A 23949-nucleotide genomic window follows, 5' to 3' on the forward strand; every position below is an offset into this window, starting at 1 on the left:
TGGATGAAGTTAAAATATGGCATTTATGGCTCCTTTAATAGTGCCTAATGCTCGTCCAAAAAAGTAAAAAACATAAAAACTAAAAGTATGTACAAAGTTTAGTTTAGTCCTTGCTTTAATAAATAGGCGCAAGCTATATGCTACGATTGGAGATATGCCAAGTAATATCGCTATTAAAGATAACGACCCAAATCCAAAAATAATGAGAACTAAGCTTGCTAGAGTGCCAAATACAACCATTAATGGGGCTATGATACTTGGATATTCACTTAAAGGGATTTTTCTTCCAGAAAGTGAAGCAATATTAGCTTGCCCTCGCCATATTTCTTTTTTTAGAAGCTTAATGAGTGATTTGTCTTCACCTAAATGAATATGTGATGTCTTAAATGTGGCCATTAGTGGCTTGATAGATGCCGCGCTTGCGGTAAAAAACACATCTTCGCAAGTGCTTAAATGTTCAGGAAAGCCAGGTGTTTGCAAGAATATGGATTTACTTAAAAACAGATTGCTACCCGCGAGTGAATCAGGATTTCCTTGAATAGAAAGGTTTTGTAAGGCAGAGCGCACAACTTCGGTCGCAGGGGCATTGATGCATGGTATTTGTGGTGAGGTTAAAATTGATACGTTTTGGTTGTAGTTATCAAGCATGACTTGAATCCAATCAGGTTTGAGTTCAACGTCAGCATCGATAAACGCAATAAACTCACCTTTGGCTTTTGCGGCACCCTCATTACGTTGTTTAGAAATACTCCATTCTTCCGGCGCCTCAATAACAGTTAACTTGCATGTCGTTGCAGTAGCAAGCACCAATCCTTGGTTTTTCGAAACCACAATGATTTCGTAAGCGCCTTGGTAATTTAACTGGTCTATGGAACAAATAGTCTCTTCTAAAAGCTCAGTTCTGCCTTTATGTGGAATAACAAACGACACTTTTAGGTCAGGTTTATGTTGAGTATTTGCTTGATCTAACTTTGAAGACATTTGGCGATTACCTTAGGCGTTTCTTTAACCAAGACACTTCTCGTTTTAGCGAAAAACGTTTCAACAGTTTAAAAACATTACCTGTGAGTGTATCGTATTTTATTGCCTGCCCGTTAATGGGCATAGTATTCTTCTGGCTATATTCAATTGCACTGTTTGCTTCGAATGCGGAAACATTCTGTAGCAATAGCACCAAAATTCTAGTGTAGTGTTTTTCGTCTGATGCGTTTAGATAGTCTACGATGTAAGTTTTGAAGAATTGGCTCTTTTGCAGGAGAGTTTGTTTTTGCTTGGGTATGATATCTAGCCACAAGCAAGCGTCGTACAACCAAGCTTTACGAGTGTCTTGTGCCACCCAAGTAGCATTAACAAATTCTAGTTTTTCGGCAGATTCTAAAAACGGTTTTTCATGCTCTAACATCCACTCAATATATTTACAAAATGCATTGAGCACATTGCCATCCAACTGATCGAGCTTAGATTGACGGCTAACAAAAATATAGCGCGCACAAGCTTGTAAAAATACGATGTAAAACCATGTTGTTTCGGGGTTATCAAGTCCACGCTCTTCGATTAAATCATCAGCACTTATTGTATGTTCAATGACTTTTCTTGCTCGTGTTAGATAGTTACTATCATTGCTTACATAGTAACTATCTAGAAGTGCTATAACGTAGTTTGCAGAGCCTCTATCGAAAGGATATTTATTGGTTACCACATTGCGGTAATCACCAAAATGGCGATTTTTAAAACGCAATAAAAACTCAAATATTGAACCTGAGCCTTCGTAGACATTAGTGATCCATTCTGTCAGTTTCAATACCGCCTGTTTTGAAGCAAGATTACCTGTCATACAATAATGCAACATTAAGCCGCTTGTATAGCAATGCTGCCCACCAGGTCCGCCACCACCTTGCTGATTACCATATGCAGCTTCACTTTGATGTTTGGAAAATGTTCTGTGAGTACATGTATGTGCTTGATTATAATGATCGGTATGCCAAAAAAGTCCATTGTTGTATTCGGCCTTGTCTTTATTTGTATGGTATATGTCAATATCTAACACATGTTTTGCTAAGTCATAGGCCAGGTTTAACCAGCGAATATCATTGTCTTTCAAATATTGCTGCATAAATCCAAATATTGGATCGTACTGGTTGTTGTAATGTGAAATAAAAATATTTTCGTCTTTTTGTCGACTGGTTTCGTGATCTGCATAGAGGTCGCCAAAGTGCCTCCATCCATATTCGTCTATCGCTTCTCGTTTTTGGAAGAAATTATGTGACCCTTCTAAAGCTTGCTCTTTAACAATGTTGTTTAAGGGATGGGAAATGCTAGTAGGGCTAAAAAATGGCAGAACACCTGTTTTCTGTATCCAATCAGGCTTGATCGCACAAATCAAACTATTTTGGGAAATATTTGTAGCAGCATCAGTACCAAACAATTGCTCAAAATAATGTGTCTTTTTTTCACCGGGTTGAAGTTCTATATGACTAGGAAATAAATTAACAATGCACTCATTGTCTTTGATCGAAATACTCTTGGGGAAGTTTTGCCAAAAATCTTGCACTTTCAAATGATGAATATGTTGTTTCGACTCACTAATTAAACTAAACGTTGGGCTTATGCGTTGGCCTCTGAACTCATGATTAGCTGTTACTAGTTTGTATCCTTTTTCCGTTTTGCTCAAGCGCTGATGTTTGTCCACATGGTTAATACTATCAAATTTTTCGCCACCAGAATTAAGTTGGCTAAGTATTACCGGAAGTTCTAACTTTTGTGGTACGCCTGACTCAGGATCTTCGGTGTTTGTTAAATCAATAGAAATTGTCTTCTTTGAAACAAAATGAAAACATAAATCGATGACCTCTACACTATTTTTATCCCCCAAATCCCATAATCCGCCTGGGTGTTCTGAAGCTTCGGGATTATGCAGAGTAAAAGCGGTTGCAATGTGTCGGTTTTGTTGATTAATTGTGTATTCGCATTCAAATTTTATCGACGAAGTTGGTGCGGACAAATCTTCAGGTATAAAGCTCCCGCTAAGATTTACCACTGAAACAAACGGGGTACCAATAGACGCTTGTTGTTTGTGACGTATATTGTCAATAATCGCAGTGTGTTTATGCCCATTAATATCAATATTACAATTGCCTTCAAGTTTGACACATTCATTATTGTCATTAAATTGTAGAAGGTTCAATGGTCCCTTTGGAGCGAAATTAGGACTTATTTGTGACTGCTGATGCAAGGTGTCTTGCCTTGAACTTTTTATGGTGTTGCTCTCATCAAAAGCATCATTTTCATCGGTATTAATTTCGATTTTCAATGACTTACTTTCATTAGCACCAATATCGACAAACGTGCTGAATTGTAACCATTTTACGGAGCCATCTTGCCAATATGTCAGTGGAACTGCTTGAAAGACAAGTGCGTTGTCGTTATCAGAGATTCTTACGCATGTTTGAAGTGCGAGCGTGCCACTAGCTTCTAATTTTAATAAGCTTGCTTCAAGAGGCAGACTAAAACGAAGATGCTGCTGTTTCCTAGCGTAACCCGATGGCTCCGTAACAGTGACTGCAGTGATCGTCATGCTAATTTCCTTTAGTCTTTTGTAAGCTACTAGCCAGATGTTTCATACTAGTTTGGGCAGTATTTTTTGCGCTTCTAAGCGTTTGTTCTAAGTTTAGTTTGAATATTGGTTTTTGTAAGGTCGCACGATAAAATTTACCAGTACGTTGCGCCAAGCTGTCTTTATAAGACTCACCGCCGCCCATAAAGTCGTAGTAATCTATTCCCGCATCTAAGTATTGCTGAATACAAAGCGCATGTCCTACTAGGCCAGGCTTGAGTTTATTATCACTTTCCGACTGCAGAGCACTTAAATAAAAGTAAACGCGATTTTGATAAATAAAATTATAAAAATAGGCAATAGCACGTTTGTTGCAACTTATCTTGATAAGATCAATATAGCCGCTCGACCAGTTTCGTTCTATCAAACTTTGGTGAAACTGACAAAATATAGGGTTTGCGAAACCGCTTTCTTGATATCCAACGCCCCATCGCTCCCTGTGCAAAGGGCTAATTTCAGCAAAAGTTGTTTTTGCCTCTTGAACAGTATTAGCATGATGTATCTCTATGGACCCTTGTTTTTCATAGTGTTTAATACTGCGGCGTATCTGTGAGCGTTTGTTTTTTGATAAGGAACTTAAATAGTCAGGCTGTTCATTTCTAAGTTTAGCCAAATCGATGCCATGACTTTCACTTTCCCAGCGTATCACTAAGTGTAATCCGCTAATGTCAGCCAATTGCCTAACTTTCTCTGCAGATGCAACTCCATAAAGAAGCTCATCCCACTGGAATGCTTCGGTTAGGGTTTTAACCATAAGCGGATACACATATTCTGCGTGATTATCATCTACTAAAAAATCGTTATATTCTATCCATTGTTGGTCACTATTGGGGTCGCCTGTTTCATGCAAAAAGCATTGTTTTACAGACATTACTTTGTGTCGAGCACTGTCTTTGAAACAAAGTAAGCACAAACCCACAACGGTACCTTGATGTCGAATCGTGATAATGGAAACGTGTGGAGAGATTGTGAGTAACCAAGTGTGCATCCAATGCCACGAAATAAAAAAGCGATGTTTAGCGCGGCTTTGTAGGCTGCACCAATCATCACCGAGCGCGGCCATTTCAGCCGCGTCGATGTTTGATTTTATTTCGACTTGATAATCATTCAATTTAGTTAAAGCTGGCTTGCTCTGGGTGCTTAACTAAAAAACCACCTATTGCTAGGTAATCGAGGTTGCCGTCAAGAAAAGCTCTAACAGCATCGTGTGGGCTACAGACTATGGGTTCTTCGTGCATATTAAAGCTTGTATTAATTAAGCTTGGTATACCACTTAATTTATAATACTCGTTTAATATGTCGTAATACCCTTGGTTGACTTCGCGTCTTACCAATTGAGGACGTGCTGTACCGTCTACATGAACGGCTGCAGGACAATCGTTTTTCATTTGTTCAGTACAATCAAAAGTAACGGTCATAAATTCGGCCGCGTGTTCAGCACCTTTGATATTGATATAACAGTCTTCACGCTTCTCATACAACGTTACTGGCGCAAACGGCATAAACTCTGTTCGACCGAGGCGCTTATTAAGCCACTGGTTTACTTCAGGTTCTCTCGCGTGATACATGATAGAACGGTTACCTAATGCGCGCGGACCATATTCCATACGGCCATCAAATCGAGCAACAACATTACCTTCATGGATAACTTTTGCGACTTCGGCAGCATAGTTTTCTGGCTTGGTAAAAGTTAGACCTGCCTTTTCCAGCTCGACCTGAATTTCGTCATCCGAAAAGTCTGGCCCCAAATAAACATTGCTGATTGACTCTTTGACTTCGGCTTTGTTTGATAGATACAAGGCCGCACCAGTGCCACAGCCGCCATCACCCATATTCGGATAGACAAAAATTTCGTTTACACCATCCACCTCGAATATACGTTGATTAAGCTTCACATTAGCGGTAACACCACCGGACAATACGATGTTTGTCATGCCCGTTTGTTCAACCCAATATTTCACGAATTCCGCAGCAACAACTTCTAAGACTTTTTGATAAGCAGCAGCGACATCAATTTTTGGAAATTCAGATGCCAATAAACGCGACAAAAATACATTATTAGCCTGATAAATCTTAAAATCACCTTTCCGCTGTTCTATACGGCTGAGTAAAATTGGGGTAAGAATATCTGGATCACCATATGATGCTAAGCCAACGATTTTACCTTCGTGGCGACTTGGTTTAAATCCTAAACTAGAAGTAACATGTTCGTACATGGTACCTAAAGAATGCGGATATTGAACACCTTGTAAGCGCTTTATACGGCCGTTTTCGGCAATGCTGGCAGAACCAGCTAAGCCCGTACCATAGCCGTCTAATGTAATACATAGTGCTTTGTCAAAACCACTGCACAAATATGCATTTGCAGCATGTGATAAATGATGGTCAATACGCGATAACTTGTCGCTTAAACCAAGCTTTGATAGCCCTTTGAGTAATTCTTTTTGCCAACGTTTGTGGCCTTCTTTAGCATCTTCAGCCCATTTTGAAGTACCTTCAATGGCTGCTTTTTTTGAGAAAAAGTTCATTTTTCCAGACATTGCATAATAAGCATTGTGTAGCATGCTCTTATCCATCTTTTCATTCGGATTCTGCAGTCCATGGATAGGTTTGTCGCGAACAGGTACTTTTTGTTTAGCTTCTTTGATCAGGGCAGAGACGTCCGGCTCGTCAAAATACTCTATAAACGTTTTTTCGTCTTGAACGTTTTTGGTGAATATTTCAGTTTCTTTGTCAGCATCTAAAAATGCGTAAGCGACTTTATCAATTTCTTCTAATTTGATACCAGTATATTCAAGCGCTTTTTCTACCGCTTTGTACGGAAAACCATCTTGTTGTTTTTGCCGAGTGAAGCGTTCTTCACCTGCAGCGAACAGCACTACACCGTCCTTTACTATAGAAACAGTAGCGTCTTTGTCTAGTGGGGAAATGCCCAACACAATCATGTTATTTCTCCGTCATTGCGTAGATTTCGGTCGGCGTTACTGCACGACCATTTAATTGGTTAAAAAAGAAATCGAAAAACCTTTTAAAGCTATCGAGATAAACCTGTTGTTCTTGTTTGCTAGTTACGTAATCGGTATTTCCCGGAATAACTGTAGGGCTATGAAAGCTCCAAGTGAACAATCGGTGTCCTTTATTAAATAAATGTTTAGTTAATTTAATATGTTCATCGCTGGTATAGCCCTCTGGTGACAGTATCAAACGGTCAAGCAGTTGGGTTCGAGCTAAAATTCCAGGCACCCTAAAATTTTCTAATTCTTTTGCTAAATCAAACATTGAGCGTGATAGATTACCCAATTTACCGGTAAAGCCACCTGAAATAGGAATTTCTAACACTTTGCTGTCATTGAACACGAAAGGCAATGAATCTATATAACTATAATTTGGCCCACCATCTTTTGTATGGTTTATCGGCGGACAATAAGAAAGATCAATGCTGAACCCTAATTTCTCTAAGGTTTTTAGTGTATTTGGCCCAAATCCATATCGACCTGCTTTATAGATATGTGGCGTAAAGCCAAAATTCTCTGCTATTTTGGCCTGTAAATTTTTCAGTTTATAGAGTTCTAGGTTAGCATCTAAATTTCCTGGATACATATTTGCCGTAGAAAGTGTTTCTTCGAAAGGCGGATTAACCCATGGATGTAAATGGGCGCCAATTTCGCATTGATTTAATTGGTGATAATTGCTCAAGACGTCGATAGATGGTTTTTGATTAGCTATTGCGTAATCTATTACGTAACAAGGAGATAGGCCAAAATCTACACAGATATCATGTGTAAGATGAAGTTGCTCCATATGTTTGACACCCACTTGAGAGCGGTCAGGGGGAGCATTCCAGTCAAATTCTTCTTCGGTGTCGACAACTACCATAAGCATTGGTTGAGTATCTTCACCGAATTCGATAATATTACCTTGATGCATTCTCATATAGAATTTATAAAAACCTGCAATGTGTAGCCGCTTAACTGGAGGCTAGCATTATTAATCGAAAGCGGGTAATCTAAAGGACTTGCTGCAAGAAATCAACTTGATTATCGAAAACCTCAATATTTCTTTACATGAATAAACTCCCTAAACTTTGGATATATAGTGTTTTAATGATAAAAGTGTATGTAAGCTTATGTTTATTATAAATAATATGTAAATTGGATGCGATCAGTATTAAGCAATTTAGGCGAATAAACAGCCACAGGAAAACATGAATGGCGAACATTGTTGTTTTAGCCCACAGGGTCCCATATCCACCTAATAAAGGTGAGAAGCTTAGAACATTTCACCAAATTGAAGAAATTATTCGAAAAGGCCACAGTGTGCTGGTATTGGCACCTACTGAAAATGACGATGATGTAAAAAACGCAAAAAAACTCGCCAAGCACTTTGACATTACTGTCAAAACGGCACCTTTAATTGCTAAACCTTTACGACTGGCGCGTGCACTTCTGCTCAGGCAATCTTTTAGTGAAGCTAACTTTTATTCAAATGACTTGTTGGGGCTGTTTTTACTCGAATCAACAAATGCTGATAGTGTTTTGTTAACTGCTTCATCGCTGGCTCCTTATGCATTTGCTCTGCCTGCCGACCAAAAAGCACAGTTGTTGATGGATTTTATGGATGTTGATTCTGATAAATGGATGCAATATTCTGTGCAATCAAGCGCTATTAAAAAACTCGTGTATCGCCGTGAAGCGACTAAAGTCAAAGAGCTAGAGCGAGAGATTTCTGAACGTTTTACGCGAACATTTGTCATTGCTGAAACAGAAAAAAAACTTTTTCAAAAGCGGGTTCATCAAACAGATAATATACTCGTGTTAGGGAATGGTATTGATCAAAGTCTTTTTAACCCCTGTGAGAGCAAACCTATTGATACAATCAACTTTTTGTTTAGCGGTGTTATGGACTATAAACCCAATATAGATGCCATTTTGTGGTTTATAAAAAACTGTTGGTCGGGCATTGAGCAAGAAATTCCAAATGCTAGACTAATTATCGCAGGTATGAATCCTACTGAGTCCATTAAAGCGCTCTCTAAACACAATAATATTGAAGTTACTGGCTTTGTTGATGATATAAAGCCGTATTTTGATAAGTCACACATTTTTGTCGCGCCTTTCCAAATAGCGAGGGGAGTGCAAAATAAAGTATTACAAGCAATGGCAAGCGCAATCCCAGTTATATCTACTGCGCTTGGTGCCGAAGGAATCATGTGTAAAGATAAAGAAGACATATTAATCGCAAAGGATGCAAAAGCTTTTGAACAACTCTCGCTGACATTGGCTAAAAGCGCTAAGTTAAGATCAAAAATTGGATATAACGGTTTGGAAACAATAAATAATAACTATGCGTGGGAATCAGTATTATTGCCCTTGACGCAGACGCTTGCCATTGGTGAACCTTTGATTTCGGATGACAATAATCATAACCGGCTTAATGCGAAATGAGCTTACGCAACACTATTAAAAACATAGTGCAAATATTGTCGGCATTGATAATAGCGCCAGTAACACTCAGCTATTATCTGCTGTCATTCATTTTCACACCAGATTCACTGCTCAGTGGCTATAGTCAACTGTTGAGTTTAGTTCCCGGTAAGGTCGGCGTTTATTTGCGAGCGGGGTTTTATCGCTTTACTCTTGCGGCTTGCTCTCCCGATGTGGTCATTTCTTTTGCCGTTTTGTTATCGCAAACAGATATTGATATCAGTTCTGGGGTATACATTGGCCCACAGTGCAATATTGGTAAGTGTGCAATAGGTAAAGATACGCTTTTAGGCAGCGGTGTGCATATCATGAGCGGTAAAGGGCAACATAATTTTGATCAACTCGATATACCTATTAGGGAGCAAGGTGGTAGCTTTGTTAAAGTTATAGTTGGCCAAAATTGTTGGGTTGGCAATAGTGCTTTAATCATGAGCGACATAGGCAATAATTGTGTAGTAGCTGCTGGCTCTGTGGTAATCGAAAAAATACCGGACAATTCTATAGTCGCGGGTAACCCAGCTAGAATCATTAAAACTAGAAGTTAAAGCCGGTTCCAGCCAACATATGCTTATTGCAAACAAAGCTAAAATAAGTGTCAGTTATTTTTACAACTTTAATAATAACAGTTTATCGTTTGGCATAAAATCCATTTAAAACAATATCTTGAAAAGTTGGCCCGCTGTTTGCTTTGTTATCGATGTACTCGTGACAACAAACATTTTAAGGAAAAAAAATGAAAAAATTATTAGCAAAAAGCTTATGTGCAATCGCTTTTGCAGCTTCTGCAGCTACTGCTAGCGCCTCTGGCCTACCATTCACTGTTGATACTTCTGCAGATCCAACTCCAGGTGCAGGCAACACTTTCGTAGCGAACGAAATTGCTGGTACTTATGTTGAAGGTATCGCACTTAAAGCACCAGGCGTGTTTTCTGCTTCAATCGTTTTAGACTTTACAGGTTTCTCTGGCGTTCCAGATGCTTTCTCTGGTCTTAACATTGATTATGATTTGTATGCAATCGTTGATGTAGTAGGTTCATTCATGCCTTCTGCACTTGGCGGGAACTTGTTCGACCTAGGTAACTTTACTGGTGACATCGAAGTTTATGCTGACTGGGATAACGATTCGAATACTGACCAAGTTGGCGCATTTAACGCTGATGGCGTAACGTTTGCTCAAAACATTGCAGGCGATGTTGAAGCAACAATCGTTGGAAGTGGAACAGACGTACTTCTTGGTTTCACAACAGATTTAACTGGTGGAACTAACGTTGGTGCAGGTTCTTCTTCATTCTTCGTTGGTAGTGACACTTTTGAGTTGACTGCTGCTGGTTCGTCATTCTTCATAGAGCCTCAGCCTTTCTACGACATGGTGTTCTCTGATGGAAACATCTCTGACCTTTTCAGTGAAGTAGACTTCGGTTCACTTGCTACTGGTCAAATCCAAGAGTTCACATCACAAGCTGACGTAACTTTCGTACCTTCTCCAACGACTACTGCTATTTTAGGTCTTGGTATATTAGGTCTGTGCTTATCTCGTAGAGCTAAGTAATATCTGAAAGCGAGTTTTGAAAAGCAGTGCTTAAGCACTGCTTTTTTGTTTTTGTAATACACAATAACTTAGTCTTTATGCTATATTAATTAGCAAGTACAATCACATAAGTTATAAGTAAATGCGTTTAAATCGCCGATTCAATTTAATTCCTATCTCAATTGTTTTGTTTTCTCTTTTTTTAGTTGCTTGCTCGACTCAGCAATCTGAAGAAGAGTTTACTGAAAGCGCAAAGCGCTTAGTCGAAGAAAGTGCATTTAGTCAGCTAGAAATTACTGCTAAAAACTTTCTAGCAAAAAATCCAGATTCTGCTATCGCGAGGTCGTTTTTGGTTCGTTCCTTAGTGGGCGGAGGCAACTACACCGAGGCGATTAATCAATGGAACAGAATTGATAACCCTAAAAAAGATATTCTAGAGTTGTCACTTGATGATGTTCTTGAAGCTCAATATTTTTTGGGAACATACGAGGAAGCAGCTTCTTTACTCAGCGACAACAATATTGAATCACCTAGCAAGCGGCTTAGTCTTCTTACTTTCCTGACTAAATTAAAAACACTATCTAATGAAGAAGTTATCGCTTTAGATATTAGCAGTATATTTACTGATCCTGATAGCCAATATGCTAGTCTAGGTAAGGCAATGATAGATACCTTTACAAACGAGGGCTCAACAGCGCTTAAATCCTTTTTTGAACAAAATAGTAATGATTCAAGTGCGATTTTTCAGTCTATTGCAGCTGATCATTTCTCTTTTCTGAAAGAATATTCAGTCGCAGAATCTTATTTAGAACGATATTTATCATTAAGACCAAACCATCACATTGCTTATCTTTCTTTCATTAACACACTGATATTGCAAGAAAAAGTAGATAGGGCGAACCTTGAATTAAAAGATATTCTAAGCAAGTTTCCAAACCAGCCTCTTGCAAATCAACAAATGGCTAAAATCGCTCTAATGCAAGACAATTTACCTTTAGCAAAAGTACACATCGAAAGATCTATTCAGTATGGTTTTAATACTCGGAATAATCACTTAGTAGCCGGATTAATTAATTATAATCTTAATAATTATGAGCAGGCAATTAGTAACTTAGAGCGTGCTTTGTCAAATATGCAAGAATATTCAGAATATTCATTGATTTTAAATTATGCAAAAGCGCGTGTTGGTGCCGACAAGGATAGTGTTTTACAACCAGCAGACAAAGTTATACAAGAACTCAGTGATATTAAAAAAATTAATTCGCTTCTTGGCGGTTACAGAGATAGCGGTAACACCGAGGAATTAGCTTCAACTTTGAGGGATTTATCAACAAACTCACCTGATACCAAAGTAGCATTTGATTTGGCAGTAAAACAAGCTGCTGTCTCGATAGAAGATTCCAGCGAAATGTTTTCTTTGGCAAAAGATATTGTAGAAAATAAAGGCTCAGTAGATAGTTTAGCCTACGACAAAGCAAAGGTATTACATACGAGCAAGTTAGTGAATGAAGGTAAGCTTACTCAAGCGATAAGTATCGCTGAAAAATGGCTAAATGAAAGTAATTATGCATTTATGGATGTTTTACTTTACTCAGATCTACTAGTGCGTGATGGCCAATATGCAAAGGCCAACGCAACCCTAGATAAAGGGCTCACTGTGACCATCCATCCAGTATTTTATAGTCGTCAAGTTAATATTGAATTTGCTCAGAAAAATTATAAAGCGGCGCATGCCTTAAGTGAAAAAGCGTTAACGTTAATGCCTTATTCATTTAATTACCTGTCTCAATATGCGGCGCTAAATCAAATCGTTAAGAGTGGAGATGATGTTTTTATCGAAAGCATATATGAAGACTACGAAACAAATGGATTGTCATTAATTTATTTGTCAGAGTATTTCCGTGAAATTGATAATAACCAAAAGTCCATCAAACTCTTACAAGAGGGAAAACCTAAGTTTCCCCAACTGTCTTCTCAAATTGTGCTATTAAGCGCTGAAAATTACCTAGCGTTAGGTGATATTGACGCCGTAAACATGCAGCTATCAGAGTTGAGTAAATTAGAATTGCAAGATATAAAGCTTTACCCCCGATATGCAAGGTTATTCAAGGCCTCTGTTGACCAAAATCTTGTACTTGATATTTTAAAGGGTGTGATACGTAAATATCCTGCATTTTTACCAGCAAAAAACCAGTTGGCTTGGCAATATGTAACAAGTGGTAATAATTCTGAAGCCATTACTTTACTGGAAGGATTGCAAAATGTTGATTCACCAGAGCCTGGCAGAATTCTTGGTTTGGCACAGAGAAACTCAGGGAAAATAAAGACAGCAAGTGAGATTTGGAGCAAAAACTACCAAAACTATCAAGATCCAGAAAGTTTGATGTTACTGAGCGAATTATATTTCCAACTTGGTGAAAAAGATCGCGCGTCTCAGTTAATTAATTCTCATTTGATCAAGGAGCCAAACCATATAGGTTTGAAACTTTTGCTTGCGGGGAATGTTGATACTGCAAAAGCTAAAGACCTTTATAGACAAGTGTTGTCAATAGACGCGAATAATATCTTTGCGCTAACCAATTTAGCTTGGGTCATTTTTAATGATGAAGGAAAAAACCAAGAAGCAATAGAACTCATAGAACAAGCTCGTAACATTGCACCCGATAACCAAAATGTGCAGGCGACCTATAATTCGATATTGGAATAGTGAAGGGGTTTAAGGCTTTTCACGGCATCCTAGTGAATTTTTATGAGAGCCAAACGATTTGTGTTAAGTGTCGGTTTGCAATCATTTGGGTATCATTGACGAGCTCTTACATGCTAATTATTTAAGCACTTTTGCTTTAGCAATCTTAAACTTCAAGCGCTGTAAAGGGCCTCTTGTGCCCCACCGAGAGTTAGAGACAACAAACTTATTTTTGTAAGCATCAAATTGTTGGACCTTAGGGGCGACGATTACTTCACCTCTTTTTAGCACGAGTTTCAATACATTAGTCACCAACATGCCAGAACAGAGTTTAATTGCCATAGGCGTTGAAGGACCTTTCTTTTCTTTAAAGTCGGCTGTGCTTTCATCAACCAAATAGCTCTTTTGTAAAAGGGCTGGACCTAAGCCTATCAGTAATTTAATAAACTTTTCATCATCTGTTTTTGCATCGTTAAACCTGTAATATTGTTCAAATGGCATGCTCTCAGGTGTAAATATTGCCATTGCTGCACCCATACCAAATGGTGCTGCAAGTAAGTTGGGTATGCCTTTCTCTTCAGCTTTTCTATACACAGATAACCTTGCATGTAGGGCAAAAAAGTCTATGCCATCGACATATATATCTACACCTTCAAAAAACTCGTCAACATTCTCATCATTAACGCCGTCGTTAAACTGTTTTACCGTAATATTAGGATTGATTTTCTTGACCATTTCGGCCATAACTTTGCATTTTGGCCTTTCTACTGTATCGGTGAATGCACCTGCCTGTCGATTAAAGTTATGAATTTCAAATTCATCGAAATCGGCAAAATGGAAGTGTTGAAAGCCCATGCGGGCTAGAGTTAATGCATGCTCTCCACCTGCACCACCTAAACCTGCAATAGCAATCTTAGTATTTTTAATGATGTCTTTTTCAGATTCAGTTATCCAACCAACATTCCGCGAAAAAGCTGTATCATAGTCGAACATTTATACTCCTCAAAAGGATTAGAAAGCTAGCACTATTAAATTATATTAAGACGCTTATAACAACGTATTTTAGCAAGTGGCGACGTTTTTAATCTATATACATGTATGCTATTGAGTCCATTTAGAATTGCCATATTACCACTATTCTAATATCGGCTGCTGATGAGTTTATTTAAGATAACAAAAAAGCCAGATTTTTCAGAACTGGCTTTTTGGGACAAGGTTTATTTGTTAGCGAATAGTTTTCATAAACTCATCGAGCATAAACCGGAAAGAAGGTTTTAAGTTTTGCATAAAATCATCGCTGTTAATATAGTAGGGCACACGACGCCCGACATATTCGAATTCAGGACCAATTTGTGTCATCGTCAACCCAACAACTTGCATGCTCTTACCTAATCTTGGATCTGCCATAAAATAAACATGCTTTTTGCCGCGATTGATAAACATAGCGGTACATGCCATATACAAACCCACAGCGATAAAAGGAAAACAACGAATGTCGTTTTCATCATACAAGTCGATATTGATTCCTGTATTTGCGGCGCAAGCAGCTTTATCGATTTTTCTTTTTCTAAATACTTTTGGGATTAGGATTCTAGATACTTCTGCTATTTCTGAACGCTTGAAATTACTTGGTAACAAGTCTGCACGGTCAATATGTTGTAAGCCTTGTTTTTCTATTGGCAGTATTTGCCCCTCTTTCTCTGGCATAATCAACCTGACACAACCGGAGTAATCATTGGAACGTTTATGCTGAATTAGGCATTGTTCTGCAAAGTCGTCATAGCTATCTCGTTCTAGACCCGTTTCGTTACCTTCAAATATTTTTATTTCTTCACAAAAAACTTCGTGACGAATACGAAACGCACTCTCAAGTTCAGCTTTGCTGTGAGCTAAAACAGCTGTAAAGTGTTCAGTAAAGTGTTCAAACACCCAATCAGCTTCTTGTTGGAAATGATTAGCATGTGCTCTAGCGCGCTCGTATCGTCTAATTTTAGCCGCACGACGGTCTGCTTTGGCCTGCTCTGCAATATTTTTTTCAAAAACCCTATTGTCGCTCAGACCCTCAAACGGTATCGATTCACTGTTTTCCATCGGGATTGTCTGGCCATCTAACATGGTGTTCTCCTAAGCTTCTCAATTCTATTATACGGCGCCTTTAGTAAAGCGAAGTATTGTAAATACGGTAAAGGTATAAAATTGGAAACCGAAGATATAATAGTGCTTAGATTTGTATCTTATTTGAAACAGTGTCGCAAAAATGCTACGGGTGTGTGTCAGTTTCCATTACTATATTATTCACAAGCTACTTAAAGTAAAGCACTTTTTTATTAAATTTTGTAAATATTCGCTTAATTCATGCTTTAGTCTAATTTTATTTTTGCTCATTATATATTTTTGTGATGTAAGACATGTCTTACAAATAGACGTGAAAAATGGGAAGAAAATAGTACATAAATGAAGATTATGGTATTTTATTAAATACCTTTAAGTCGATCCTGTTGTGTTAGGTATAAAACATGAAGGGTTTCGCTAAATGACACGACAAGATAATAAAGCCTCACCCTATAACTAATTTATTGAATATGCTCGACAGGCCTTTACGCCTTCAAGGTTTGCTTTCATAAATTTCATATGTTTTACTATTTCAACATATAAAATCATGCACTATTCAGTGTGTTGTTTTGTATAAATTTATTGCAAAATAGACAAATCATTCATTATAAAGGAAAAAAATGATGAGCTTATTGCCGCGACAGTCTTTGCTGTTTTCCCTTCTAAAAGGTGTTAACTTTTCTTATTTCATTTTTACCGTTTTATTACTGTCAATAAGCTTGCAAGCAAACAGCCATGATTTGCCAGACTTATCAATACAAGTAAAACAGAATAAACCATCTATTGTTGGGATTGGCTTGTTTACGCCAATTCAATCTAATGCGCCTAAGATATTGGGAACAGGATTTGTAGTTGGAAATGGCAAGTATATTGTGACAAATTACCACGTTGTGTCGACGGAGTTAGACACAACTATTGTGCAATATTTTGTAGCTTTATCGGGTGAAGGTCGTTTACCAAAAACTCATAAAATGGAATTAATTGGTATTGATCCGGTTCATGATTTGGCAATTTTGGCTATTCAGGATACTTTACCTGCGGTTAGCCTTGCTAATAATGAGCTAATTGACGATGGGTCAGAAGTTTTTATGACAGGTTTTCCAATTGGTGCTGTTTTAGGTCTTTATCCAGCAACACATACCGGAATAGTGGCAGCCAAAGCTCCCGATGTTAACCCAGCTCGTAATGCTGACGAACTTACGATAAAGATGCTAAAGCGCTTAAAAGTCCCTTTTTTAATCTACCAGCTAGATATAACGGCGTTTCCTGGCAATAGTGGTAGCCCAGTTTTTAATCGTAAAACAGGTGAAGTATTCGCTGTGCTCAATAAGGTGTTTGTTTCTGCCGGAAAAGAAGCCGCATTAACTAATCCAAGTGGTATCAGTTATGCTATCCCTGTTAAACATGTAAAAGCGTTGGCGAAGAAAAACAATATTACCCTATGACTGAATATTATTGAGGGCTTTTTGCGAATACATGAGCGCCAAGGAGCTTTTTCACAATTCCTCGATATGTTTTATATGTGATATGTTTTATAAACTTCGGTAATGGCATTTTGCTTAAATGCCCACTCGTGTATACATAAAATCGCGCTAAAGAATTTGTTGAATTTTCTAAGTAGCGGGATTGAGGAAAAATAGCGTGATATAAGCAAGTGACTTTGATTTTTTCAAACGGTGTAAGCTGCGCTATTTTATCACTCATCAATTTGCAATAAGGTTGTGTATCTTTATCAAATAAGTGAGTTAGCAAATTTAACAATATCACGAGCTCTCTTTCACAATTTGATTGAATAAACAATTCCACGAGATCAGTGGTTTTGTCTTGTTTCGCAATTTCAGTTAATAGCAAATGAAGGTCAAAACAGTCTCTTAAACCTTTTTCAATATCGTCGTTTAGCAGCAAATGAATAGCGCTATGAAGCACTAAATGACAGTTATCAGGAACAAACAAATTGGCTGCCATCTGCGTGCTATTTTCAAACAGTAAATCCACATTAATGATTTTACCAGACGACTCGGGTATTAGAGTATGATGAATATCGAGTGTTACGCCACTTTCTAAATGTGTATACGGTGGGAGTTCATGAGACCATTCGCGATAGTATTTTTCGTCATAGTCTTCTAAAACAACCGCTTGCCAGCCATTGTCTTTCAAAAAAGCTTCTAGTTGCGGCATTTTTAATTTAGGGACTAAGATGTCGATATCAGAAATCAATCGCCCTAAGGCGTTTTGCTTTTCACCTAATATATATGCAGCGCCTTTTAGTAAGGTAACCTTTATACCGGAATGAAGAAGTGCATCCGCAAGCTGTGTGCATGCTAGTTGAGTTTGCGTTTGTTGGGCGAATGAAAACTGTTGTACAGACCGCATATGTAAAGCAAATGCCTTAGGTAGCTTACTCATTTGGGATAATGTAAGTTTTTGACTCACAAAACCGTGCAATTGGGCTTTTAATATGTTCCGCAAAAAAGCATCTATTGTTTGTTCGTTGTTGATTAACGAATGGTCTTCGGTGAGTCCCTTCGTTAAACATGACAAAAATGTTGATTTGCTAATCGCGTTGTTCATACGATTAACTCTTCCAATAAGAGTGCTATATCATTCATATTAGAATAAGAACTTTCTATAGCTATAGATTCATTTACTATCTTGGCTAAAGCCTTAAATGCTGACTCACCCAATACACTGTAATTAAATGCGTTGGCGATAAGTTTGGCAAAGGCGACTGATTTTTCAATTTCATAAGTCCTCAAACTTTGTCCAAGACCAAAATCTAAAAATACGATGCCAACTATTTCTGCTGGCATCAACTGGTCATATTCGATTCTTGTTTGAGTGCGAACATGCGCTATATCACCTTTGTGTGTTCCTTTAGTAACGTGACTCATTTGTTGTTCTTTTACTAAAGGTTTTATTATGTCAATCGATTGATTTTTTAAAGATGATGGCCTAAATACGGGTAATACTTTAGCACTCTCTAAATCAATAATCGCCATTTCGTCAGAATACAAACTCCAACCGTTTAAGCTTAAAAATGTAGCAGTAGTCGATTTACCAGACCCAGATTTTGCAGGGAATAAAATCGCTTTTCCGTTTTTTACTACCACACTGCAATGTATAAGTAATCTTGTGTGGTCATAACTAGCCGCACACCAATTCATTGACCATTCAATAGAAGGTAAAAGTTTATGAGGTGGGATAGGGTGAAAAGGCTGTTGACCTTCTACATTTAATACTAGTTGTCTTCTTATGAACCTTCGCAATGCACTCGTATATTCTATGTGAATATCAAAAGTAGGTATGTGCTTGTGATTGGTAGATTCTTCAATAAATGAATTAGGATAGAGTAATGATAATTCAGGTTTTAATGCCCCTATGACTCCCGAAAATCGATATGTATAAAGTCCACAGTCTATTAGCATTTATGCCAAACTTTGTTTGGATTTAACGAGGCCAGTAGCCAACAAGATTTGCTCTTGTTCAGTGATATCAAGCGCTGCAAATGATTCTTGGTTATATTGAATATCGAGCTTATGCATTTCTTGTATTAAATGTTCGACTTGAATGACATAAGTATGCCAATTGTGTTTGTCAAAAACAACAAAGGCTGACATGTCTGTCAGCCTTTCAATAAGTAAGCGTTGTTGCATAAACTTAAATATAGTCTCTTATGCAGTCTTTAAATGTCGTATAAGTACATGTTTTGTTGTTATTAAAACTGTTAGTCATCGCATTTTGTGCCTGACTTAAACTCCCAACATGCGCTGAACCCCAAATGTGTTCGACTAACAGCCCAAGGCCATCGTTCCCAGAAAACTCGTGACTTAATCCTTGGTTCATACCAAATAAACCATTTAAGTAGGTACAGGCCAAGTCGCGTTCTAAGCGGTTATTACTTTTGATGGCACTGCTAACAGACATTGTTTTGCTCGGTATCATACCGCCACCAACAATTCGAATTGTTTTTGACTCAATAAAGGCTTTGAGGCGAGGGTAATAAAAATCTACTTTACTGACCCCTGTATTAAACTTGTCTTCGTAGCTTACACCGCTAATCATTCCTGCGAGTGCTTTTTTATGATTGTTATTGGGGCTAGTTTTTAAAAACTTTCTCCATGAGTTATGTTTGTGTCCACCGTAGTACGATGCAACTGAACAACTCGTAGTAGGCGAGGTAGAGCCGCCTGAAACGCCTGATGCGTTACATGTTGTGCCCCAAACATTACTTGCTGGTAATATTGATACCCCTGCTGCTAACGACGCCTTTTTAATGAAACCACGGCGGCTATTTCCTTGCTTTTTGTCGGTGTTATTGTTTTCTATTTCCATTTTAGAGCAAACCTTTTACTTCATTTACACAAACTTAAATTTCATTTTGCAATAATTATGCCTAAATTTAAGTTGCTGATTACACATGTTTTTTCTAATAAGATTTTTACTAGCATTTGTGAGTGTAAAGTATTCTGACACTTACTTAATTCTCGCTTTTTGCTTTGATAAAAATCAAACTGTTACTTTATTGCGACAATTGTACTGAATATTAGCTTATTTGGAAAGTCGAAGATTCAAATATAATTGTTTTCATAAATTAGCTACAATGAACCGATGAGGATATTTTAGGAAAATTATGAAAGTATTGGTAACAGGTGCGGCTGGTTTTATTGGTGCGCATACAGCAATAAAACTTCTGGAAAAGGGTATGGTTGTCGTTGGCATCGACAATATTAATGATTATTACTCTACTGAGTTAAAAGAAGCGAGAATTGATTGGATAAACTCTCATAAAAACGCTGAGCAATTTAATTTTATCAAGCTGGATATTGCAGATAGACAAAAAATGCAAGATTTGTTCGAAACGCATAAGTTTGATCGAGTCATACACCTGGCGGCTCAGGCGGGCGTGAGATTTTCTATTACTAACCCGCATGCATATGTGGATTCAAACTTAGTCGGTTTTGTAAATATTTTGGAAGGCTGCCGACACAATGCAGTTCAACATCTTTGTTACGCCTCTAGTAGCTCGGTTTATGGTGCCAACGAATCTATGCCATTTTCGGTTGAGGACAATGTTGATCATCCTGTATCGTTATACGCAGCGAGCAAAAAAGCTAACGAGTTAATGGCTCATACCTACAGTCATCTTTATGGATTAGCGACTACAGGCTTAAGGTTTTTTACTGTTTATGGTCCATGGGGAAGACCCGATATGGCACCATTCAAATTTACAAAGGCTATCAGCGAAGGTAATCCGATTGACGTGTACAATTATGGCGAACATCGTCGTGATTTCACATATATAGACGATATTGTTGAAGGTGTGATTCAGACGACCTTACATACAGCAACAAGTGACGAAAGCTGGGACGCCAAAACACCAAATTCAAGTACCAGTAAAGCACCTTGGCGGATATATAATATAGGCGCACAAACGCCCGTGCACTTGCTAACATTTATTGAGACAATTGAAAAAGCCTTAGGAAAAACAGCTGAAAAAAACCTATTGCCAATGCAACCTGGCGATGTTCCTGATACTTATGCAGATGTAGAATCTTTAGTCAAAGCAGTGGATTACCGTCCCAATACTAGCCTTGAACAAGGAATTGGAGAGTTTGTGGCGTGGTACAAGGCATTTTATTCTGACAAGTAATTGCAAGGGGACTAGTTTCTAGCTTGGTTATCAAGCAACGATTTGAGAGGCATAAGTTCGACTCGCGCTTGAAAAAGTGGTGATTTGTCATTTGCATATGCTAAACAGTAATGTAGCTTTTTTTGTTCATTATTAGCGATTGGCAACTGTTCACTAACCAAAATATCTAAGCGGTCGTTACTACGTAATTTAGCTAACTGTGATTTGTTGATGATCAATTGATGACTAACAAATATCATTGGGTTTTTGCGTAAATCATATTCATCTGCTTTAGCTCTCTCAAGCAGTGCTGAAGACAACAAACCCAATGGGTACATTTCCGGAAAATTCACTTTATCTTCGAATTCGTCTATGTAATCTGATTGTTCAGCGAAGGCACTCGTCAAAAAGTTTTTTGCGTTACCCACAATCATATATTTATGTTTTAAAAAATATTGGCTATTGGCAATAAAACTTCGGTCATCCACGGTTTTAATGTCTGTAAATGAAGGAAAATCACCCTCGATGATATGTGGCATTTTTTCGTATTCTTTTTTGCTGCCAATAATAACGGGTTTATTTCTTTGATTATCCTTTTTGCTCATTAATAGCAAACGATTGCTTTGTACAAGACCTTCATTAGTCTGTTTGGTTTTTGTGGGTTTTACATTCAAGCTAATAATATCGTTAGGGCACACAGTGCCAGCAAAACTAAGTTCATAGGCGCTAAATGGAAATGAAGTTCGTCGGGAATTTTCGATTTGCGCATTGCTTCGCATTGCGTCGATTTGAGTTTCAATATAACACCCTAACTGAAAACCCAATGCTATTGGTCCGCCAAAGGGATTATTAGGCACCATGCGCCACCGGTTTTTATCGTGAAACAGATTGAAATCATCGCTTGAATTTCTTGCAGCTTCAATATGTAGTTGGCTGAGTTGATGCATAATTTTTTTATTTGATTACGACCTAGTACTTTTATCGGCAAGTTAAGAAAATAAAAAAGGCCTAGAAAAGCTTAGCAAGTCAGTTTATTCGTTCACTAATTGCAAATCGACAAAGCTTTTGTATACCTCGTTGTTATCATACAACTCTTTGTGGCGACCTGTTGCGATCACCTGGCCTTGTTCTAACACAATAATCAGATCGGCATTGACTACTGTAGACAAACGGTGCGCAATAATGAGCGTTGTTTTTGATTGCATTAAAGATTCTAGTGCTTTTTTTACATAGCGTTCACTTTTTGCATCAAGAGCGCTTGTGGCCTCGTCTAACAGTAGAATAGGGCGTTCAGCAGCGATGGCTCTTGCTATTGCAATGCGTTGCTTTTGACCACCACTTAATTTAACGCCTCTTTCACCCAGCTCGCTGTCGTATCCACTAGGAAGTTGTTGAATAAATTCGTCGGCAAATGCTAATTTAGCCGCTCGTTGAACATCTTCTAAACTCGCCCTAGGGTTAGAGAAACGTATATTTTCGATCACAGTATCAGCAAATATCACAGCATCTTGTGGGACCAATGCAAATTGCTCTCTAACACTGTCGATCTTGATCTCTTTAATAGCGGTTCCAAATATCGCAATGTTTCCAGAGTTGATATCATAAAAGCGTTGTAATAACTGAAACAAGGTCGATTTTCCTGCACCGCTATGGCCGACTATGGCGACGGTTTGACCTTGTTTTACTTGTAAAGAAACATTATCGATTACTTTAGTTGCTTGTTTAGCATGCTTGTGGTCCTCTTCATGTGCAGTGGGATAACTGAATGTTACACTGTCTAGTGAGAGGATAATGCTTGGGTCGTTTGTTTGCGCAGTAGCATTTAATACTACACTTCCGTCATCTTTAATATCAGGTTGTTGTTCCATTAATTGTAAGATTCGTTCAGAAGCACCGGCAGCTTTTTGGAGTTCGCCTATGACTTCGCTGATCGTCGCTATCGCACCACCAGCTAGTACGGCATAAAATACAAAGGCTGTTAACTCTCCGGCACTTATAGTGTCGTTTAACACCATTTTTGCGCCCACAAAAGCAACCGCAAAAATAGCAGATAAACTGATAAGCATCACAACCGAGATTAAAAGCGCTCTAAAATGAATGCGCTTTTTTGCTTGTTGCATAACATCTTCTACTTTTGATGAGAATAATTGGCTACTAATATGTTGATGATTGTATGCTTGTACTGTATGTATTTCGTGAAGGCTTTCGTCAATCATACCGCCAACTTTGGCGACTTTATCTTGACTAAGTTTGCTGTGGTTTCTCACCCTATTACCAAAGACTTTTATGGGCAAAAGGATAAGGGGTACCGCAATAAAGACAAATAATGTAAGTTTTGGTGAAGTAAATAGCATTAATACTAAGGCGCCAACAAACATCACAAGGGATCGTAAAGCCATTGATATTCCTGTGCCCACAATTGACTGTAGTAATGTTGTATCGCTGGTAAAACGAGAAATAATTTCGCCGGTACGCGTGTTTTCAAAAAACGACGGTGTCAATTTAACAAGATGGCTAAACAAATCTGATCGAATATCTGCGCAGACTCTTTCGCCTAGCCAAACCATCCAATAAAATCGGAAATAAGTAGCAACACTCCCTAATAGCACAACGCCTAGAACAACAATCAAAGCTTGTTGCAGAGTGTCTGTATTCTCAGCAACAAAACCTTGGTCAATCACATGTTTGATGCCTTGACCCAATAGTAACCATGCTAAAGAGCTAAGTAATAAAGCGGTGAGTGCAATAAAAACTTGTTTTTTATAAGGGGCTAAATGCGAAAATAACCAGCTTAATATTTGTCGGCTTGTGTAAGACTGTTTAATGACCATACTTCCTATTTGAAAGTTGCTAAATGCACAATTGCTTGGGTGATGGATTCTTTTTCTATATAAAGTC

The 23949-nt window shown here is 38.1% G+C and carries 19 protein-coding genes; 6 read left to right on the top strand and 13 right to left on the bottom strand.

Features of this window, described 5'->3' with window-relative positions; translation table 11 throughout:
• Positions 1-9 precede the first annotated feature (9 nt).
• From RM552_RS01985 to RM552_RS02005, 5 genes are read right to left on the bottom strand one after another with little or no spacing between them, the layout of a single operon-like run.
• Complete coding sequence (locus tag RM552_RS01985) at positions 10-981, bottom strand: glycosyltransferase family 2 protein (protein WP_311367119.1); 972 nt, start codon at positions 979-981, stop codon at positions 10-12.
• Positions 982-988: 7 nt separating this feature from the next.
• Entirely contained in the window at positions 989-3574 is a 2586-nt protein-coding gene (locus tag RM552_RS01990) for a hypothetical protein (protein ID WP_311367120.1), read from the bottom strand.
• A 1-nt stretch (position 3575) separates the two neighbouring features.
• A complete protein-coding gene (locus tag RM552_RS01995; RefSeq protein WP_311367121.1) occupies positions 3576-4724 on the bottom strand; it encodes a GNAT family N-acetyltransferase in 1149 nt (382 codons plus the stop codon).
• A 1-nt stretch (position 4725) separates the two neighbouring features.
• A complete protein-coding gene (locus RM552_RS02000; RefSeq protein ID WP_311367122.1) occupies positions 4726-6558 on the bottom strand; it encodes a carbamoyltransferase family protein in 1833 nt (610 codons plus the stop codon).
• A gap of 1 nt (position 6559) precedes the next feature.
• On the bottom strand, positions 6560-7546 hold the full coding sequence (locus RM552_RS02005; protein ID WP_311367123.1) for a polysaccharide deacetylase family protein: 987 nt from the start codon (positions 7544-7546) through the stop codon (positions 6560-6562).
• 275 nt (positions 7547-7821) lie between these two features.
• Between RM552_RS02005 and RM552_RS02010 the strand changes: the two genes are divergently transcribed.
• The 4 genes from RM552_RS02010 (at position 7822) to RM552_RS02025 (ending at position 13331) form a co-directional block, all read left to right on the top strand.
• Positions 7822-9057 (top strand): TIGR03087 family PEP-CTERM/XrtA system glycosyltransferase, encoded by a 1236-nt coding sequence (locus RM552_RS02010; RefSeq protein WP_311367124.1) that lies wholly within the window; start codon positions 7822-7824, stop codon positions 9055-9057.
• A complete protein-coding gene (locus RM552_RS02015) occupies positions 9054-9641 on the top strand; it encodes an acyltransferase (protein ID WP_311367125.1) in 588 nt (195 codons plus the stop codon). Before RM552_RS02010 ends, RM552_RS02015 begins: the two co-directional genes overlap by 4 nt.
• 188 nt (positions 9642-9829) lie before the next feature.
• On the top strand, positions 9830-10645 hold the full coding sequence (gene pepA, locus RM552_RS02020) for a flocculation-associated PEP-CTERM protein PepA (RefSeq protein WP_311367126.1): 816 nt from the start codon (positions 9830-9832) through the stop codon (positions 10643-10645).
• Between the two features lie 121 nt (positions 10646-10766).
• Positions 10767-13331, top strand: a complete 2565-nt coding sequence (locus RM552_RS02025; RefSeq protein ID WP_311367127.1) for a tetratricopeptide repeat protein — start codon at positions 10767-10769, stop codon at positions 13329-13331.
• A gap of 117 nt (positions 13332-13448) precedes the next feature.
• On the opposite strand, the gene RM552_RS02030 is transcribed toward RM552_RS02025, so the two are convergent.
• Positions 13449-14303, bottom strand: a complete 855-nt coding sequence (locus RM552_RS02030) for a ThiF family adenylyltransferase (protein ID WP_311367128.1) — start codon at positions 14301-14303, stop codon at positions 13449-13451.
• A gap of 231 nt (positions 14304-14534) precedes the next feature.
• Positions 14535-15425, bottom strand: coding sequence for a PEP-CTERM/exosortase system-associated acyltransferase (locus RM552_RS02035; protein WP_311367129.1), 891 nt, complete (start codon positions 15423-15425; stop codon positions 14535-14537).
• A gap of 617 nt (positions 15426-16042) precedes the next feature.
• Between RM552_RS02035 and RM552_RS02040 the strand changes: the two genes are divergently transcribed.
• A complete protein-coding gene (locus RM552_RS02040) occupies positions 16043-16867 on the top strand; it encodes a S1 family peptidase (RefSeq protein WP_311367130.1) in 825 nt (274 codons plus the stop codon).
• A gap of 7 nt (positions 16868-16874) precedes the next feature.
• Here the strand turns inward: RM552_RS02040 and RM552_RS02045 are convergent, their stop codons facing one another.
• Genes RM552_RS02045 through RM552_RS02060 form a run of 4 tightly spaced genes read right to left on the bottom strand, consistent with a single transcriptional unit; the run spans position 16875 to position 19754 of the window.
• Positions 16875-17993, bottom strand: coding sequence for a nucleotidyltransferase family protein (locus tag RM552_RS02045; protein WP_311367131.1), 1119 nt, complete (start codon positions 17991-17993; stop codon positions 16875-16877).
• On the bottom strand, positions 17990-18847 hold the full coding sequence (locus RM552_RS02050) for an HprK-related kinase A (RefSeq protein WP_311367132.1): 858 nt from the start codon (positions 18845-18847) through the stop codon (positions 17990-17992). The genes RM552_RS02045 and RM552_RS02050 overlap by 4 nt, the downstream gene beginning before the upstream one ends.
• Positions 18848-19039 (bottom strand): hypothetical protein, encoded by a 192-nt coding sequence (locus RM552_RS02055; protein ID WP_311367133.1) that lies wholly within the window; start codon positions 19037-19039, stop codon positions 18848-18850. It lies immediately after the preceding gene.
• Positions 19040-19079: 40 nt separating this feature from the next.
• The gene (locus tag RM552_RS02060; RefSeq protein ID WP_311367134.1) at positions 19080-19754 is read right to left on the bottom strand and encodes a hypothetical protein; all 675 of its coding nucleotides are present in this window, start codon (positions 19752-19754) and stop codon (positions 19080-19082) included.
• 298 nt (positions 19755-20052) lie between these two features.
• Between RM552_RS02060 and RM552_RS02065 the strand changes: the two genes are divergently transcribed.
• Positions 20053-21072, top strand: coding sequence for an NAD-dependent epimerase (locus RM552_RS02065; RefSeq protein ID WP_311367135.1), 1020 nt, complete (start codon positions 20053-20055; stop codon positions 21070-21072).
• An 11-nt stretch (positions 21073-21083) separates the two neighbouring features.
• Here the strand turns inward: RM552_RS02065 and RM552_RS02070 are convergent, their stop codons facing one another.
• Entirely contained in the window at positions 21084-21998 is a 915-nt protein-coding gene (locus RM552_RS02070; protein ID WP_311367136.1) for a hypothetical protein, read from the bottom strand.
• An 84-nt stretch (positions 21999-22082) separates the two neighbouring features.
• A complete protein-coding gene (locus tag RM552_RS02075; RefSeq protein ID WP_311367137.1) occupies positions 22083-23882 on the bottom strand; it encodes an ABC transporter transmembrane domain-containing protein in 1800 nt (599 codons plus the stop codon).
• Between the last annotated feature and the right edge of the window lie 67 nt (positions 23883-23949).

The sequence above is a fragment of the Glaciecola petra genome (genome assembly GCF_031846345.1).
Taxonomy (GTDB): domain Bacteria; phylum Pseudomonadota; class Gammaproteobacteria; order Enterobacterales; family Alteromonadaceae; genus Glaciecola; species Glaciecola petra.

What these genes read in the sequence shown, in the direction of transcription:
- RM552_RS02050 (WP_311367132.1), bottom strand. Translation starts at nt 18,847, where the DNA reads ATGCTAATAGACTGTGGACTTTATACATATCGATTTTCGGGAGTCATA.
- RM552_RS02025 (WP_311367127.1), top strand. Translation starts at nt 10,767, where the DNA reads ATGCGTTTAAATCGCCGATTCAATTTAATTCCTATCTCAATTGTTTTG.
- RM552_RS02000 (WP_311367122.1), bottom strand. Translation starts at nt 6,558, where the DNA reads ATGATTGTGTTGGGCATTTCCCCACTAGACAAAGACGCTACTGTTTCT.
- RM552_RS01985 (WP_311367119.1), bottom strand. Translation starts at nt 981, where the DNA reads ATGTCTTCAAAGTTAGATCAAGCAAATACTCAACATAAACCTGACCTA.
- RM552_RS02070 (WP_311367136.1), bottom strand. Translation starts at nt 21,998, where the DNA reads ATGCATCAACTCAGCCAACTACATATTGAAGCTGCAAGAAATTCAAGC.
- RM552_RS02005 (WP_311367123.1), bottom strand. Translation starts at nt 7,546, where the DNA reads ATGAGAATGCATCAAGGTAATATTATCGAATTCGGTGAAGATACTCAA.
- RM552_RS02015 (WP_311367125.1), top strand. Translation starts at nt 9,054, where the DNA reads ATGAGCTTACGCAACACTATTAAAAACATAGTGCAAATATTGTCGGCA.
- RM552_RS02055 (WP_311367133.1), bottom strand. Translation starts at nt 19,039, where the DNA reads ATGTCAGCCTTTGTTGTTTTTGACAAACACAATTGGCATACTTATGTC.
- RM552_RS02075 (WP_311367137.1), bottom strand. Translation starts at nt 23,882, where the DNA reads ATGGTCATTAAACAGTCTTACACAAGCCGACAAATATTAAGCTGGTTA.
- RM552_RS02040 (WP_311367130.1), top strand. Translation starts at nt 16,043, where the DNA reads ATGATGAGCTTATTGCCGCGACAGTCTTTGCTGTTTTCCCTTCTAAAA.
- pepA (WP_311367126.1), top strand. Translation starts at nt 9,830, where the DNA reads ATGAAAAAATTATTAGCAAAAAGCTTATGTGCAATCGCTTTTGCAGCT.
- RM552_RS02060 (WP_311367134.1), bottom strand. Translation starts at nt 19,754, where the DNA reads ATGGAAATAGAAAACAATAACACCGACAAAAAGCAAGGAAATAGCCGC.
- RM552_RS02065 (WP_311367135.1), top strand. Translation starts at nt 20,053, where the DNA reads ATGAAAGTATTGGTAACAGGTGCGGCTGGTTTTATTGGTGCGCATACA.
- RM552_RS02030 (WP_311367128.1), bottom strand. Translation starts at nt 14,303, where the DNA reads ATGTTCGACTATGATACAGCTTTTTCGCGGAATGTTGGTTGGATAACT.
- RM552_RS01990 (WP_311367120.1), bottom strand. Translation starts at nt 3,574, where the DNA reads ATGACGATCACTGCAGTCACTGTTACGGAGCCATCGGGTTACGCTAGG.
- RM552_RS02045 (WP_311367131.1), bottom strand. Translation starts at nt 17,993, where the DNA reads ATGAACAACGCGATTAGCAAATCAACATTTTTGTCATGTTTAACGAAG.
- RM552_RS02010 (WP_311367124.1), top strand. Translation starts at nt 7,822, where the DNA reads ATGGCGAACATTGTTGTTTTAGCCCACAGGGTCCCATATCCACCTAAT.
- RM552_RS02035 (WP_311367129.1), bottom strand. Translation starts at nt 15,425, where the DNA reads ATGTTAGATGGCCAGACAATCCCGATGGAAAACAGTGAATCGATACCG.